Below are 14,424 nucleotides of genomic sequence, written 5' to 3' on the forward strand. Positions count from 1 at the left end.
GGCGTCTTGGAGGCGGCTTACGCCGCGTCCTCGTCCAGATCGACTTCTTTGACGGATGCCACGACTTCGCGGGCGTCGTAATGGCCGCAGGCGCTGCACACGTGGTGCGGGCGCTTCAGCTCGCCACAGTTGGAGCATTCCTGCGGATTGCCGGCAACAAGGGCGTCATGTGCGCGGCGCATGTTGCGCTTTGAACGGGTGACTCGGTTCTGCGGGACAGCCATGTCTCGACCTCGGGTAGTGGGGACATGCCCCTGATTTCGCTTTGCGATCAGCGGTTTGCCCGCCTATCGTGCGAGCCCGTACCAGCCATCGAATGAGGCGCGGAAAATACCCGGATTTGGTGCGGGCGCAAGCCCCTTTCTTGCGCTTCGGTGCTGGGGCCTATTCCTTGCTTTCCGGCCCCTCATCGGATGCGGCAAGGCGGTCGCGAAGGGCGGCAAGACCGGCAAAGGGTTTCAGGTCGGCCTCGCGCAGCGGTTCGCTTCCGGGCGGGGCGAAAACCGCCTCTCCCAAAGCCACATCTGGCGCGCGAGGATAGAGTGGTAGGGCAAGCGCCAGCGCTTCGATTGCCACAGCGCCAAGGTCGATCACTTCGGGCAGCGGTTCTTGCGTGTCATCCTCGGGCATCTCTACCTCATCACCTTCGGGTTCTTGCCAGCTGGACAGATAGCTGCGGCGGACGGTGTCGGTGATCGTGGCCGGAACCGGGGCGAGTGTTACAGAGCAGGGCTGCACGACAGAGGCGGTCAATTCAGCCTCCAGCACATAATCGTTGCGACCCGAAGGGCGGAGTTCGCCGCGAAAGCGGAAGGCAGGCAGATCAAGCAGATCAAGGGCTGCCGCCATAGCCGCGCGGGTGGGTGCATCGGGGCGCAGGTCGAACCGCGTGGGCTTGCGTGGGGACAGGGCTCCTGTGCGCAGCGGGTGGTGCAGGGCGGGTGCTGCCGGATCATGGGGTGGTGTTTCGGTCATCTGGCACGGCTCCGGTCGGCGTTTGGGGGTGTCTTTGCCGCATGTTCCTGCCCGGTCCGGCCTGGTCGGGGCTGTTCCATTCTTGAACAGTGGCCCGTCCTTCTGTAAGCCGGAACAAAAGCGCCGCATGCGACCGTTACTTTTTGCAATACGTGTTGTGCTGTAGCATGACAAGGCAACCAAGTTCGATGATCGGTTCGCGCGGCAGAGGCAGGTAGGGAACGGAATGAGTTTCTTCGGCAAAATGGCGGCCTCGGCGGGTGTGGGCAGAGGAATCCGGTTGGGTCTGATTGGCGCGGTCCTGCTTATTGCGGCCTGTTCCACGGTCTATCGCAACCATGGCTATGTGCCGACCGACGACGAGTTGGCGCTGGTCGAGGTGGGCGTGGACACGCGCGAAACCGTTAGCGAAAAGATCGGGCGACCCACGGCTTCGGGTCTGCTGAACGATCTGGGCTGGTTCTATGTGCAAAGCCGCTGGGCCTATCGCGGGGCTTTCGAGCCGAAAGAGATCGAACGTCAGGTCGTGTCGATCACCTTTACCGAGGCGGGACGGGTTCAGAACATCGAACGCTTCGGGTTGGAGCGGGGCAAGGTCGTGCCACTTTCGCGGCGCGTGACGGAAACCAGCGTGAAGGGTCTGAGCGTGATCCAGCAACTGCTTGGCAGTTTCGGACGCATCGGGCCGGGCATCGTCACCGGGGAGTGATCGAGCGGTAGACGCTGTTCGGCGGAGTGATTTCAGGGGCGCAACACAGCTGCGCCCCTTTTCCGTTTGACGAGAACTTTACGATTAATCGTTTCTTTACGATTCCGCCTCGAAGGTCAGCGCAACGCCATTGATGCAATAGCGCAGCCCCGTTGGCGCAGGGCCATCCGGGAAGACGTGGCCGAGATGCGCCTCGCATCGGTTGCAATGCACCTCGGTCCGCCGCATCCACAGGGTGCGGTCTTCCTGCTCGCCAACCATTTCGGTATCGATGGGTTGCCAGAATGAGGGCCAGCCTGTGCCGCTGTCGAATTTTGTGCGCGCGTCGAAAAGGGGCGCGTCACAGCACACGCAGCGGAAGGTTCCCGCCGCCTTTGGAAAATCGTCATGGGTGAAGGCGCGTTCCGTTGCATGCTTGCGTGTCACCCGATAGGCGAGGTCCGACAGTTGCGACCGCCATTCGGCATCCGATTTCACAACCTTGTCCATCTTTGGTCTTCCTTCTGTTTTGCGGGGCGTCGCAGCAAGCGTGGGGGGCTTGCGTCCCGCTTTCGGCTGGCCTCATATCTAGTTCGCCGCAGGTGTGACGCCAAGCGGCAAGGAGCCTGCACCCGTGTTGCCGTTCTGCAAGGGCCGTTTTCGCGCCCGCTTGGCCGAGTCCCTGGAAGATATACGCGCCGCGCAGCGGTTGCGTTACATGGCATTCCGCGCAGGACGTGTATCGGAGGCGGGCGAGGGGCTGGACAGCGATGCCTTTGACGAACGGTGCCAGCATCTTCTGATCGAAACAATAACGGGGGGCGCGGTTGTGGGAACCTGCCGCCTGATGCTGATCCGGCAGGCCGGGATGCTGCAGAATTGCTATTCCGCGCAGTTCTACGATCTGGCGCCCTTGGCCCGATGCCGGACCCCGATGCTGGAGATCGGGCGATTCTGCCTTTCACCTGCCGCGGGCGACGCGGATGCGCTGCGCGTGGCTTGGGCCGCGCTGACGCGGATTGTGGATGCCGAGGCGGTAACGGTGATGTTCGGCTGTTCATCCTTTGATGGCGTCGGGGCGGAACCGCATCGGGATGCCTTGGCCCTGCTGGCGGCGGGGCATATCGGCCCGGCTGACCAGCGGCCCGGACGCAAGGCTGTGGATACGGTGGCATTGGCGCCTGCGCCGCATAATCCGAAGCAGGCGCTGGGGCAGATGCCGCCGCTGCTGCGCAGCTATCTGGCGATGGGGGGGTGGGTCAGCGATCACGCGGTGCTGGACCGCGATCTGGATACGCTGCATGTGTTCACCGCTGTAGAAATCGGGGCGATTCCCCCGGTTCGGGCGCGGCTTTTGCGGCTTGATGCGCGCTGAGAGGCGTTGACGCCGCGCATCGGCCCGCATACCTGACCCGCCATGGCACGCGCACCCCTTCTCCAGCTTTCGTCGATTTCCCTGACTTTCGGGGGCAACCCTGTGTTTGACGGGCTTGATATGGTCGTTCAACCGGGGGACCGGGTGGCCCTAGTCGGGCGGAACGGTTCGGGGAAATCCACCCTGATGAAGGTCATGGCCGGACTGGTGGAGCCGGATCAGGGTAACCGTGTGATTCCGCCGGGTGTGACGGTCGGCTACATGGAGCAGGACCCCGATCTTTCGGGCTTTGCCACGCTGGGAGATTACGCGGCGAGCGGGTTGGCCGATTCCGAGACTTATCGAGTCGAGATGGTAGCCGAAGGGTTGAAGTTCCGCCCTGAAACACCGGTGGCCACGGCTTCGGGCGGGGAACGGCGGCGCGCGGCGCTGGCCAAGTTGCTGGCCGAAGCGCCGGAATTGATGCTGCTGGACGAACCGACGAACCATCTGGACATTCAGGCCATCGAATGGCTGGAGGCGGAACTGTCCTCCACCCGCGCGGCCTTTGTCCTGATCAGCCATGACCGCGCGTTCCTGAAGGCGCTGACACGGGCGACACTGTGGATCGACCGGGGCGAGGTGCGGCGGCGCGAGTCGGGCTTTGACGGGTTTGAAGAGTGGCGCGAAACCGTCTGGGCCGAAGAGGATGAGGCGCGCCACAAGCTGGAACGCAAGATCAAGGCCGAAGGGAAATGGGCGGTTGAAGGCATCAGCGCCCGGCGCAAGCGTAATCAGGGGCGCGTGCGCGCCCTGGCGGCGTTGCGGGAGGAACGGTCTTCGATGATCCGTCGACAGGGCACTGCGGCGATGGAACTGGAAAGCGGCCCCGTCAGCGGCAAGCGCGTGATCGAGGCGAAGGGGCTGGAGAAAGCCTTTGGCGATAAGCAGATCGTGACCGGATTCGATCTGCGGGTGCTGCGCGGCGACCGTGTGGCCTTTGTCGGCCCCAATGGTGTGGGCAAGACCACGGTTCTGAAGATGCTGGTGGGCGAAGTGGCCCCGGATGCAGGGACGGTGACGCTGGGCACCAATCTGGAGATCGCGGTCTTTGACCAGACCCGTGCGCAGCTGGACCCGAATGCCACCCTTTGGGACAATCTGACCGGCGATCCCTTGATGCGGGTGTCGGGGGCGGCGGATCAGGTGATGGTACGTGGCGTGCCACGGCATGTGGTGGCCTATCTGAAGGATTTCCTGTTCGACGAACGGCAGGCGCGTGCGCCGGTGAAAAGCCTGTCTGGGGGAGAAAAGGCGCGGTTGCTGCTGGCCAAGCTGATGGCAAAGCCGTCGAACCTGTTGATCCTGGACGAACCAACCAACGATCTGGACATCGAGACGCTGGACCTGCTGCAAGAGGTTCTGGGCGATTATGACGGCACGGTTCTGCTGGTAAGCCATGACCGCGATTTCATCGACCGCGTGGCGACGGCGACAGTGGCGATGGATGGCACGGGGACAGCGGTGGTCTATCCTGGCGGCTGGTCGGACTATGCCGCGCAGCGACCTGTCCGCCCGGAGGAGGGTTCGCGCGCCATGAAGGCCGAGGCGGCAAAGGTGGTTGTGAAGCCCGCTGCCAAGGCCGAAGGGCTGAGTTTTCCGGAGCGGAAACGGCTGGAAGTTTTGCCGGGGATCATTGCGCGGCTGGAGGCAGAAATTGCCAAATTGGGAGAGTTGCTTGCCGACGCGGACCTGTTCACGCGCGAGCCGGTGAAGTTCCGCAAGGCCACCGATGCGCTTGTGGAACGGCAGGGTGCGCTGGCGGCGGCGGAAGAGGAATGGCTGGCCTTGGAAGAGCGCGCCTGAGGGACAGGGTAACGCAGGGCGCAGGATCCGGTTCCCCACATTTGGCGAATTATCACGTGATTTTGAGGGGATAGGCGATAACTGGCCGAAGCGCCCAGTGGCGCGCGCCAAATCCCGCCGCTTGCATTCACCTTTGTTCACCTCCCCGTCATCATGACTTGCTCTGACCTGCCATCGGGCGCAGGTGTACCTCACGAGACGACCGCCGGAGTACTGGACGGTCGCAGTTCAAAGGCACAGGAGACAGACAATGAAATTCATTTCAGCAACGGCGGCGCTGGCCGCAGTGGCGGCATTTGGCGCGATGCCCGCGCTGGCTGGCGGCCCGACCGAAGTTTACAACGAACCGGCGGTCGCCCCGGCACCGATGGTTGTTGCCGCACCCAGCGCGGATTGGAGCGGGCTGTATGTTGGTGGTCAGCTTGGCTATGGCGATGTGGGCTCTTCGTCCGCGACGCTGGATGGCAGCGGCTTCACGACGGGCCTGATCGCCGGTTACCGCGCCGATATGGGCCAGTTCGTGGCCGGTATCGAAGGCAACTATGATTGGACCGATATCGATCTGGGTGGCGGTGCTGCGACGTTGGACAATGTCGCCCGCCTGAAGCTGATCGGTGGCTATGACATGGGCCCGGCGCTGCTGTACGGTACGGTTGCAGCCGTGCGGGCCGAAACCTCAATCGGCAGCGACAACGGCTATGCGTTGGGTGTGGGCATGGACTATGCCCTGACCGAGCGCATGACGGTGGGTGCGGAACTGTTGGAGCACCGCTTTGACAACTTCAACGGGTCGGGCGTCGATCTGGACGCGACCACGTTCAACACGCGTGTCGGATTCCGTTTCTGATCGGAAATCATAAGGTTACGGTTTCTTAACGAAATCGGATCTGAAACAGGCGGGCGGTCCTTCGGGGCCGCCCGTTTTGTTTAGATCAGCTCTTCCACGACCTGCGGGATGGTCATCACGTCAGCCTCGGTGCAATCGAACTGACCCACCTGCACGCGGATGACATAGCGCCCGGCGTGGCGGGTCTGGGTGAGGTAAATGCGGCCATCATCATTAATCCGGGACAGAAGGGATTCGGTTTCGGCATCGGTTCCGAGGGCAAACGTGAAGAGCGACAGCGAGGGTTCGGTGGTGATCGTCACGCCGGGCAACCGCGCCAGCGCATCGCGGGCCTGACGCGCCCAGAGCACATGGTTGCGGATCCGGCTGCGCAAGCCCGACAGACCATAGGCGCGAAGGGTGAACCAAAGTTTAAGGGCCCGAAAGCGGCGGCCCAGCGGGACAGTCCATTCGTTGAAATTGGTGATTTCTTCGCGCCCGGCGGTTTCCAGATAGGTGGGGCGCAGGCCGAGCGTGCGGACCTGTGGGCCGGGATCGGCGAGGAACTGGACCGCGCAATCGAACTGTGCGCCGAGCCATTTATGCGGGTTGAACACGATGCTGTCGGCCCCGTCGATGCCCAGCCACAAGTCACGGAATTCCGGGCAGATCATGGCCGATCCGGCCCAGGCGGCATCGACATGGACGGGCAGGCCTGCGGCACGGGCCACGCTGATGCAATCGGCGATGCGGTCGAAGGCCCCGACAGAGGTGCCGCCCGCGCAGAGGATCACGCCTGCGGGCAGAAATCCTGCCGCGCGGTCCGCGGCGATAGCCCCGGCCAGAGCCCCCGGTTTCATGGAAAGCGTTGCATCCGTTGGGATTTTTACAAGGTTTTCCTGCCCGATCCCGGCGATGCGGGCGGCCTTGTCGACCGAGGAATGTGTCTCGGCGCTTGCGTAAAGCCGCAGGCGGGGCTGGGCGGACAGGCCCTGTTGCAGGCCCGCCCATCCCAACGCCTGTTCGCGCATGGTCAGCACCGCCGAGAGGGTGGCGGTGGTGGCGCTGTCGTGGATGGTGCCGGTGAACGTGTCGGGCAGGCCGAGGGAGTGGGCCAGCCAGCGGATCATCACCTGTTCCAGTTCCGTCACGGCGGGCGAGGTTTGCCACAGCATCCCCTGCGCCGCGATGGCGTTGGCCAGTTGTTCGGCCAGCATGGAGGCGGGGGAGGCGTTCGCCGGAAAATAGGCGAAGAAGCGGGGATGCTGCCAATGCGTCAGTCCGCCGGGGATGATCCGGGCGAAGTCGGCAAAGATTTCCTCCATGTTTTCCGCATCTTCCGGCGGGGCAGGGGGTATCTGTGCCGCAGTCGCGCCGGGGGTGAGGGGGGCGCGAACCGGGCGGTCGCGCAGCGTGGCGTGATAGTCATGGGCCCAATCGGCGGCGCGTTTTGACCAATGACGCAGATCATCGTGATCCATGATTTCCCCCCTGTGCAGACGGGTGAATTGAACAGGCGGGGGGAAGGGCCGCAAGGGGCGGCGTTCTATGCGTTAAATCATCACCTTAGGAGGATTTGGCGGTGCAGCGGCCGGTGCAGATGGCTGTGCAGACAGGCGTATGCACGCAGCGCACGGGCTTTGGCACGATTCTTAAGATTAACCATCATGCGCGAATCGCGGTTTGCGCAGCCGAAAGTTGCGCTTGGCAGGCCAGCGGTTTGGTTGTAGCGGTGGGGTATGAGCATGAAGGGCATCATCGGCTGCTGCTGCATTACCCGCTGACCATTGGTCGCGCGGGCCTTCTTCTCGTTCCCATGAACAGACGAAGTTGATAGACCCGCGCCGGGAACGGCATGGCGGGCCTTTGGCCGAATTTCGGGATTTGGAATATGGTGACGATCCGGCTGCACAATACGAAGACGCGAGCGAAGGAGGTTTTCACCCCGATCGACGCGGACAATGTGCGGCTTTATGTGTGCGGACCCACGGTTTATGACCGCGCGCATATCGGCAATGCGCGGCCTGTGGTCGTGTTCGACACGCTGTTTCGGTTGCTGCGCCATGTCTATGGCGCGGGGCATGTGACCTATGTCCGCAACTTCACCGATGTGGATGACAAGATCAACGCGACCGCCCTGGCGCGGAAGGAAGCGGGGGCGTCCGGCACGCTGGAGGCGTTGATCGCCGAGCGGACGGAAGAGACGATCCGCTGGTACCACGAGGATATGGATGCGCTGGGGGCGCTGCGGCCTGCCATTCGGGGTGTGGTGTCAGAGCAGGCGGAGCCGCGCGCGACGGCCTATGTGGGCCAGATGATTGCGATGATCGGCACGCTGATCGAAAAGGGCCATGCCTATGCCAAGGACGGCCACGTTCTGTTTCGCGTGCGGTCCTATGCGGAATACGGGCGGCTGTCGGGGCGGGCAGTGGATGACATGATCGCGGGGGCGCGGGTGGAGGTGGCCCCGTTCAAGGAAGACCCGATGGATTTCGTGCTTTGGAAGCCGTCGGATGACAGTCTGCCGGGGTGGGAGAGCCCTTGGGGCAGGGGCAGACCCGGGTGGCATATCGAATGTTCGGCTATGTCCTTTGCCCTTCTGGGGGCATCGTTCGACATTCACGGTGGCGGGATCGACCTGCAATTTCCGCATCACGAGAATGAGGTGGCGCAAAGCTGCTGCGCCCATCCGGAGGCCGAGTTTGCGCGCGTCTGGATGCATAATGAGATGTTGCAGGTGGAAGGGAAGAAGATGTCCAAATCACTGGGCAACTTCTTTACCGTGCGCGATCTGCTGGATCAGGGCTATCCGGGGGAAGTGATCCGCATGGTCTATCTTGGCACGCATTACGGACGTCCGATGGATTGGACGGCAGAGAAGGCGGAGAATGCCGCACGAACCTTGACAAAATGGAGAGGCTTTACCAAGGGCGTGCTGCCGTCTTCGCCATCGCCATCCGTCTTGGCCGCGCTTGCGGACGACCTCAATACTGCTGGAGTAATTGCGGAGCTTCATGCGCTTGCCGCGAGCGGTGACTTTCAGAGACTTAAGGCTTCGGCAAACTTAATTGGTCTATTGGAAGATGGCATGGGGAAATGGTTCGACCTTCTGGGTCTAGTAGAGGGTGCCAATGATGCACTTCGAGAAGTTCTAAGGCGGCGAGCAACTGCGCGAGAAGAGCGCGATTTCAAGACAGCTGACCTTATTCGAAACGAGCTGAAGTCTTTTGGCGTGACGCTGACAGACCTGCCGGACGGGACTGTTAAACCAACGATGGCACTCGACAAAATAGTGTTTTATATCAGTGGTCTATCTGAGGACGACAAAAAGGAAATGCTTGGTGAAACCTTCAATGAGGGAGTAGACAGCATTGATGGAAACGCTGCAGCAAGCGCATACCTTCTCCATGTCGCAAAGATCGTCAAAGGAAAACTAGGATAATGTATTCTGGGAAAGCTCCTGAGACTACCTTGCACGATTTTTTTGCGAAAAATCGGGGGGGCGCTGCCCCCTGCCGCCTTTGGCGGCTACCCCCGGGGTATTTGGGCCAAGATGAAGGGGCGTGTTCGTGAAAGAGCGGCTGTATCTGTTCGACACCACCCTGCGCGATGGGCAGCAGACGCAGGGGGTGCAGTTTTCGACCCCTGAGAAGCGGGTGATCGCCTTGGCGTTGGATGCGCTGGGGGTGGATTACATCGAGGGTGGTTGGCCGGGGGCGAACCCGACGGATAGCGAATTCTTTGCGGATCGGCCCAAGACGCGGGCGGTGATGACGGCGTTCGGGATGACCAAGCGTGTCGGGCGGTCGGCCGCTAATGATGATGTGCTGGCGGCTGTGCTGGATGCAGGGACGCCGGCGGTCTGTCTGGTGGGCAAGGCGCATGAGTTTCATGTGAGAACTGCGCTGGGATGCACGCTGGAGGAAAATCTGGAGGCGATCCGCGCCTCGGTCGCGCATTGCGTGGCCAAGGGGCGCGAGGCGGTGCTGGATGCCGAGCATTTCTTTGACGGCTACCGCGCCGATCCGGGCTATGCGCTGGCCTGCCTGCGCGCGGCGTTGGAGGCCGGAGCGCGCTGGGTGGTGCTGTGCGATACCAATGGCGGCACTTTGCCCGCCGAGGTGGGACGCGTGGTGGCAGAGGTGATTGCGGCAGGCGTTCCGGGGGACCGGCTGGGGATTCACTGCCATGACGATACCGGCAATGCGGTGGCCAATTCGCTGGCCGCCGTCGATGCGGGGTGCCGGCAGATTCAGGGCACGTTGAACGGGTTGGGCGAGCGCTGCGGGAATGCCAACCTGACGACGATCATCCCGACGCTGTTGTTGAAGGAGCCCTATGCCAGCCGTTTCGAAACGGGGGTGACGCGCGAGGCGCTGGCGGGGTTGGTGCGGGTGAGCCGTCAGCTGGATGATGTGCTTAACCGGGTTCCACTACGGAGCGCGCCCTATGTGGGGGCAAGCGCCTTTGCCCATAAGGCGGGGCTGCATGCGAGCGCGATCCTGAAGGACCCGTCCACCTATGAGCATGTCGACCCTGCCGTGGTGGGCAATGAACGCGTGATCCCGATGAGCAATCAGGCCGGGCAGTCGAACCTGCGGGCGCGGCTGGCGGCGGCGGGGATCGAGGTGGACCCGAAGGATGCGCGGCTGGGCCGGATTCTGGAGGTGGTGAAGGAGCGCGAGGATCAGGGCTATGCCTATGACGGCGCGCAGGCGAGTTTCGAACTGGTGGCGCGGGCGGAACTGGGTTTGCTGCCGGATTTCTTTGAGGTGAAGCGCTACCGCGTGACGGTGGAGCGTCGGAAGAACAAGTACAACCAGATCGTCAGCCTGTCCGAAGCGGTGGTCGTGGTGAAGATCGGCGAGACGAAGATGCTGTCGGTTTCGGAATCGATGGATGAGACGGGCACGGATCGGGGACCGGTGAACGCGCTGGCCAAGGCTTTGGGCAAGGACCTGGGCCCCTATCAGGGCTGTATCGACGACATGAAGTTGGTGGATTTCAAGGTGCGCATCACGCAGGGGGGGACCGAGGCGGTGACGCGGGTGATCATCGACAGCGAGGACAGTCAGGGGCGGCGCTGGTCGACTGTTGGGGTAAGCGCGAACATCGTGGATGCGAGTTTCGAGGCGCTGCTGGATGCGATCAACTGGAAGTTGATCCGGGATACGGGGCAGCCGGTGAAAGAGGGCGCGTGATGGACTGGGACAGCTTCTTCGCTGTTCACTGCGATCTGCCGCGCGAGGGGCCGGGGGAAGCTCAGGACGTGGCCTGGGCGCTGGCACTGGCCATGCTGCCGGAGGGGGCGGCGATCTGCGATGCGGGGGCGGGGGCCGGCGGCGATGTGGGCGCGCTCTTGTCGGTGCCGGGCGCGCGGGTTCTGGCGATAGACACGCATCCGGGGTTCGTGGCGCAGATGCGGCCGCGGTTTGCGGGTGAAGAGCGGGTGCGCGTTCAGGAGGCGGATGTGGGGCGGCTCGCGGTGCATCCGTCGGGGCCGTTCGACCTGATCTGGTGTGCCGGGGCCTTGTACTTTCTGGGGTTGGAAGAGGGGTTGGCGCGGATGGCGGCTGCCTTGAAGCCGGGCGGGGTGCTGGCCTTTTCCGAGCCGAGTTTTCTGACCGATGCGCCGTCAGAGGACGCGCGGGCGTTCTGGGAGGATTATCCGGTCAGGGATGCTCCGGGTATCGCATCCGCGGTGGCGGCGGCGGGCTATGAGAGCCTTGGGACGCGGGTTCTGGGCGATGCGGCATGGGAGGCCTATTACGGGCCAATGGAAGCGCGGATTGCGGCGTTGCGCGGCGGGGCAGATGCAGCGCTCGCCGCGATGCTGGACCTGTGCGCGGGCGAGGCAGAGCATTGGCGGCGGGTGAAGCGCGAGACGGGGTATCTGTTGACGGTGGCGCGGTGGCAGGGCTGAGCGCGGAGTCCGTAGATGCCTGTGCGGCGCTGGTGGCGCGGGGGGATGCGGATCGCTTTGCGGCGGTAATGGCGGCACCGCTGGCAGCGCGGGGGCGGCTTTTGGTGCTTTATGCGTTCAACCTGGAGGTAGCGCGGGCGCCCTGGGTTACGGCGGAGCCGATGATCGCCGAGATGCGGCTGCAATGGTGGCGCGATGTGGTGGCAGAGGCCGAGGCAGGACGTCCGGCGCGGGCGCATGAGGTGGCGGCGCCTTTGGCCGGGTTAATCGGCGATGCCGGTTTGCCGGTGGAGGTGATGGACCGGCTGATCGTGGCGCGGCGCTGGGATGTGTACCGCGATGCCTTTGCCGATGCGGCGGCGCTGGAGACTTATCTGGAGGACACCGGGGCGGGGTTGATGTGGCTGGCCGGGCGCGCGCTCGGGGCGGGGGCCGGGGATGAGGCGGCGCTGCGGGCCTTTGGCTGGGCGGCGGGACTGGCGGGGTATTTGCGCGCGGTGCCGGAACTGGAGGCGCGGGGACGGATCCCGTTGCTGGATGGCAGGCCCGAGGCGGTGGCGGCGCTGGCGCAGGAGGGTTTGGCCCGGATCGCAGCGGCGCGGGCGGGCCTGCGTCGCCTGTCCCGGGCGGTGCGGCCTGCGACACTGGCTGGGTGGCAAGCCGCGCCCCTGTTGAAGATGGTGGTGGCCGAGCCGCAGCGGGTGGCAGAGGGGCAGGTGCAACTGTCGGAATTCGCAAGGCGATTCGGGCTTTTGCGTGCTGGCCTGCGGGGCGGGGCCGCCTGAGGGCGGCGGGACTGGCCAGCAAGAGAGGGCATGCGGCCGTTCGGGGCATCGGAGCACGGCATGTTTCCGCGTTTTTTGGGTAATTGCCCTACAAAATCCTGATTTGTGTCCGTTTCAGAACATGGATGTCCGGCAATGTTGTCGGGAGACGGGTCAATCCTGCCCCGCCCATAGGCCGCTTGCGGTGATTTGGAAACATAATGAGTATTGTTTCGACAATCCTTCCTGCCGATGTAGACGTGGTCGCGTCGCCGAAGGGCTTTTTGCGTGGAACGCGCCTTATGACACCCACCGGTTGGCGCGCGGTGGAAGAGTTGAAACCCGGAGATATCGTGAGCTGTTGCCGGGAAATGCCGGTGGCTGTGACGGTCATCGACCGGCGGATGGTGGCGCGGGTTGGGGCCAAGGTCGTTTGCGTGTCGGGTGAGGCGCGGGGCTGGGGGCGGCAGGCGAGTCCGCTTTTGTTGCCAGAGGATCAGATGATCGTCGTGGCGGGTGACCGGCTGGCGGCCTATTTCGGGGTGGAAGAGGCGCTGGCCCCGCTGGGTGCGTTGGTCAATGGCACCGATCTGCGTCTGATCGATGCGCCGCCTGCCGACATGTGGTTTGAGATTCAGACGGCCGCAGCCTGTGCCTTGGTGGCCGAAGGGTTGCAGGTTGCCGTGGGCGATGCGTCGCGCGACAGCCGCCCGGCGCTGAGCGTGGCTGAGGCGCGGCTTCTGTCGCTGGCGGCCTGAGCTTTCTAGGTGGTGGCGATCAGGAGCGACTGTCGCTTGGGCGTAGGGCGAGCCAGATCAGCGCGCCACCGGCCAGCACGAGGAAGGGCAGCATGGCGAAGTTGACCGCCTGCCAACCCGCCTGAACCGAGCCGCCGGAGCAGTTCATCAACCCGCCAGACGAGAAAGAGGCGACGGTCACGCCGCCGAAGACCACCAGATCATTCAGCCCCTGAAGGCGGCCCTTCTCTTCGGGCGAGGGGTGGGCGGTGAGCATGGTCGTTGCCCCGATGAAGCCGAAATTCCAGCCGACCCCAAGAAGGGCTAGCGCCACGAAGAAGTTGGCGAGATCCACACCGGCGATGGCCACGGCCCCGGCGGCGGCGAGGATCACAAGGCCAATGGCGACGATCTTTTCCGCGCCGAAGCGGGCGATCAGATGGCCGGTGAAAAAGCTGGGCGCATACATGGCAAGGACATGGGCGGTGACGACATCGGCGGCATTGCCCGCCGTGAAGCCGCAGCCGACGACGGCCAGCGGGGATGAGGTCATCACGAGGTTCATCAGTGCATAAGAGACCGTGGCGCAGATCATCGCCACCGCGATGGCGGGCGTGCGGATCAGCTGCGCGCGGCTGCGCCCCTGCGATGCGCCCGCGACGGCGGGTTTCGGTTTGGGGATATCCAGCAGAGTGAAGAGAAAGACGCCGATCACGTTCAGGACCAGCACGGCGACATAGGTGCCAAGGAAGGGGACAGCCATGGATTCGGCGGTCAGCTTTACAAGTTGCGGGCCGATGACGGCGGACAGGAGCCCGCCTGCCATGACGAGCGAGATGGCCTTGGGGCGATAGCTTTCTGAGGCGGTGTCAGCGGCGGCAAAGCGGTAGAAGCCTTGGGCCGACATGTAGACGCCGGTGAACAGGGCCGCGATGACGAAGAGCACGAAGTTCGAGGTGGAAAGCGCGTAGGCGCCGAGAAGCCCGCCGATGCCGCCCCCAAGCGCGCCGATGGCAAAGCCCGCGCTGCGGCCGTAGCGCTGCATGAAGGCCGAGATGGGCGTGGCGGTGAGCATGGAGCCGATGACGGCGGCGGTGATGGGCAGGGTGGCCCAGCAGATATTGGGCGCCAGGCTTTGCCCGGCGAGACCCGCGATCGTGAAGATCATCGGCATCTGCGCGCCAAGGATCGCCTGGGCGGCTACGAGCACGAGGACATTGCGGCGGGCGCGGGTGTCGGTGGGGGCGGCGAGGTCGGTCATAGGGCGAAGGGTTAAACTTTGGTACGGCGG

The 14,424-nt window shown here is 63.8% G+C and carries 15 protein-coding genes; 9 read left to right on the forward strand and 6 right to left on the reverse strand.

The features are described 5' to 3' along the window. Positions 1–17: 17 nt before the first annotated feature. Positions 18–224, reverse strand: coding sequence for a 50S ribosomal protein L32 (gene rpmF / locus RSE12_12210; GenBank protein ID WRH61152.1), 207 nt, complete (start codon positions 222–224; stop codon positions 18–20). Positions 225–384: 160 nt separating this feature from the next. Beyond that, on the reverse strand, positions 385–975 hold the full coding sequence (locus RSE12_12215; protein ID WRH61153.1) for a DUF177 domain-containing protein: 591 nt from the start codon (positions 973–975) through the stop codon (positions 385–387). A gap of 226 nt (positions 976–1,201) precedes the next feature. Between RSE12_12215 and bamE the strand changes: the two genes are divergently transcribed. Further along, complete coding sequence (gene bamE / locus RSE12_12220) at positions 1,202–1,684, forward strand: outer membrane protein assembly factor BamE (GenBank protein WRH61154.1); 483 nt, start codon at positions 1,202–1,204, stop codon at positions 1,682–1,684. Between the two features lie 96 nt (positions 1,685–1,780). Here bamE and msrB read toward each other — a convergent pair whose 3' ends face one another. Next, positions 1,781–2,173, reverse strand: coding sequence for a peptide-methionine (R)-S-oxide reductase MsrB (gene msrB / locus RSE12_12225; protein WRH61155.1), 393 nt, complete (start codon positions 2,171–2,173; stop codon positions 1,781–1,783). 208 nt (positions 2,174–2,381) lie between these two features. Here msrB and RSE12_12230 point away from each other — a divergent pair, with 208 nt between their 5' ends. From RSE12_12230 to RSE12_12240, 3 genes are all read left to right on the forward strand, one after another. Then, the gene (locus RSE12_12230; GenBank protein ID WRH61156.1) at positions 2,382–3,038 is read left to right on the forward strand and encodes a GNAT family N-acyltransferase; all 657 of its coding nucleotides are present in this window, start codon (positions 2,382–2,384) and stop codon (positions 3,036–3,038) included. Between the two features lie 42 nt (positions 3,039–3,080). Then, on the forward strand, positions 3,081–4,883 hold the full coding sequence (locus RSE12_12235; GenBank protein WRH61157.1) for an ATP-binding cassette domain-containing protein: 1,803 nt from the start codon (positions 3,081–3,083) through the stop codon (positions 4,881–4,883). 250 nt (positions 4,884–5,133) lie between these two features. Further along, positions 5,134–5,730 (forward strand): outer membrane beta-barrel protein, encoded by a 597-nt coding sequence (locus tag RSE12_12240; GenBank protein WRH61158.1) that lies wholly within the window; start codon positions 5,134–5,136, stop codon positions 5,728–5,730. 80 nt (positions 5,731–5,810) lie between these two features. Here the strand turns inward: RSE12_12240 and RSE12_12245 are convergent, their stop codons facing one another. Both RSE12_12245 and RSE12_12250 read right to left on the reverse strand, forming a co-directional pair. After that, positions 5,811–7,190, reverse strand: coding sequence for a pyridoxal-dependent decarboxylase (locus RSE12_12245; GenBank protein ID WRH61159.1), 1,380 nt, complete (start codon positions 7,188–7,190; stop codon positions 5,811–5,813). Between the two features lie 80 nt (positions 7,191–7,270). Next, entirely contained in the window at positions 7,271–7,774 is a 504-nt protein-coding gene (locus tag RSE12_12250; protein WRH64892.1) for a hypothetical protein, read from the reverse strand. Between RSE12_12250 and cysS the strand changes: the two genes are divergently transcribed. The 5 genes from cysS to RSE12_12275 all read left to right on the forward strand — a co-directional run bounded on the left by cysS (position 7,658) and on the right by RSE12_12275 (position 13,154). Beyond that, the gene (gene cysS, locus RSE12_12255) at positions 7,658–9,151 is read left to right on the forward strand and encodes a cysteine--tRNA ligase (GenBank protein WRH64812.1); all 1,494 of its coding nucleotides are present in this window, start codon (positions 7,658–7,660) and stop codon (positions 9,149–9,151) included. The two genes, RSE12_12250 and cysS, sit on opposite strands and share 117 nt — an antisense overlap. 127 nt (positions 9,152–9,278) lie before the next feature. Then, on the forward strand, positions 9,279–10,910 hold the full coding sequence (gene cimA / locus RSE12_12260) for a citramalate synthase (GenBank protein ID WRH61160.1): 1,632 nt from the start codon (positions 9,279–9,281) through the stop codon (positions 10,908–10,910). Beyond that, entirely contained in the window at positions 10,910–11,632 is a 723-nt protein-coding gene (locus RSE12_12265) for a class I SAM-dependent methyltransferase (GenBank protein WRH61161.1), read from the forward strand. The genes cimA and RSE12_12265 overlap by 1 nt, the downstream gene beginning before the upstream one ends. Beyond that, complete coding sequence (locus RSE12_12270; protein ID WRH61162.1) at positions 11,620–12,417, forward strand: squalene/phytoene synthase family protein; 798 nt, start codon at positions 11,620–11,622, stop codon at positions 12,415–12,417. The genes RSE12_12265 and RSE12_12270 overlap by 13 nt, the downstream gene beginning before the upstream one ends. A gap of 281 nt (positions 12,418–12,698) precedes the next feature. Then, positions 12,699–13,154 carry a Hint domain-containing protein gene (locus tag RSE12_12275; protein WRH61163.1) on the forward strand — a complete coding sequence of 152 codons (456 nt, stop codon included), beginning with the start codon at positions 12,699–12,701 and terminating at the stop codon, positions 13,152–13,154. Positions 13,155–13,173: 19 nt separating this feature from the next. Here RSE12_12275 and RSE12_12280 read toward each other — a convergent pair whose 3' ends face one another. Beyond that, the gene (locus RSE12_12280; protein ID WRH61164.1) at positions 13,174–14,394 is read right to left on the reverse strand and encodes an MFS transporter; all 1,221 of its coding nucleotides are present in this window, start codon (positions 14,392–14,394) and stop codon (positions 13,174–13,176) included. Positions 14,395–14,424 lie beyond the last annotated feature (30 nt).

Origin of the sequence: Fuscovulum sp. (assembly GCA_035192965.1) — a bacterium.
GTDB lineage: Bacteria > Pseudomonadota > Alphaproteobacteria > Rhodobacterales > Rhodobacteraceae > Paragemmobacter.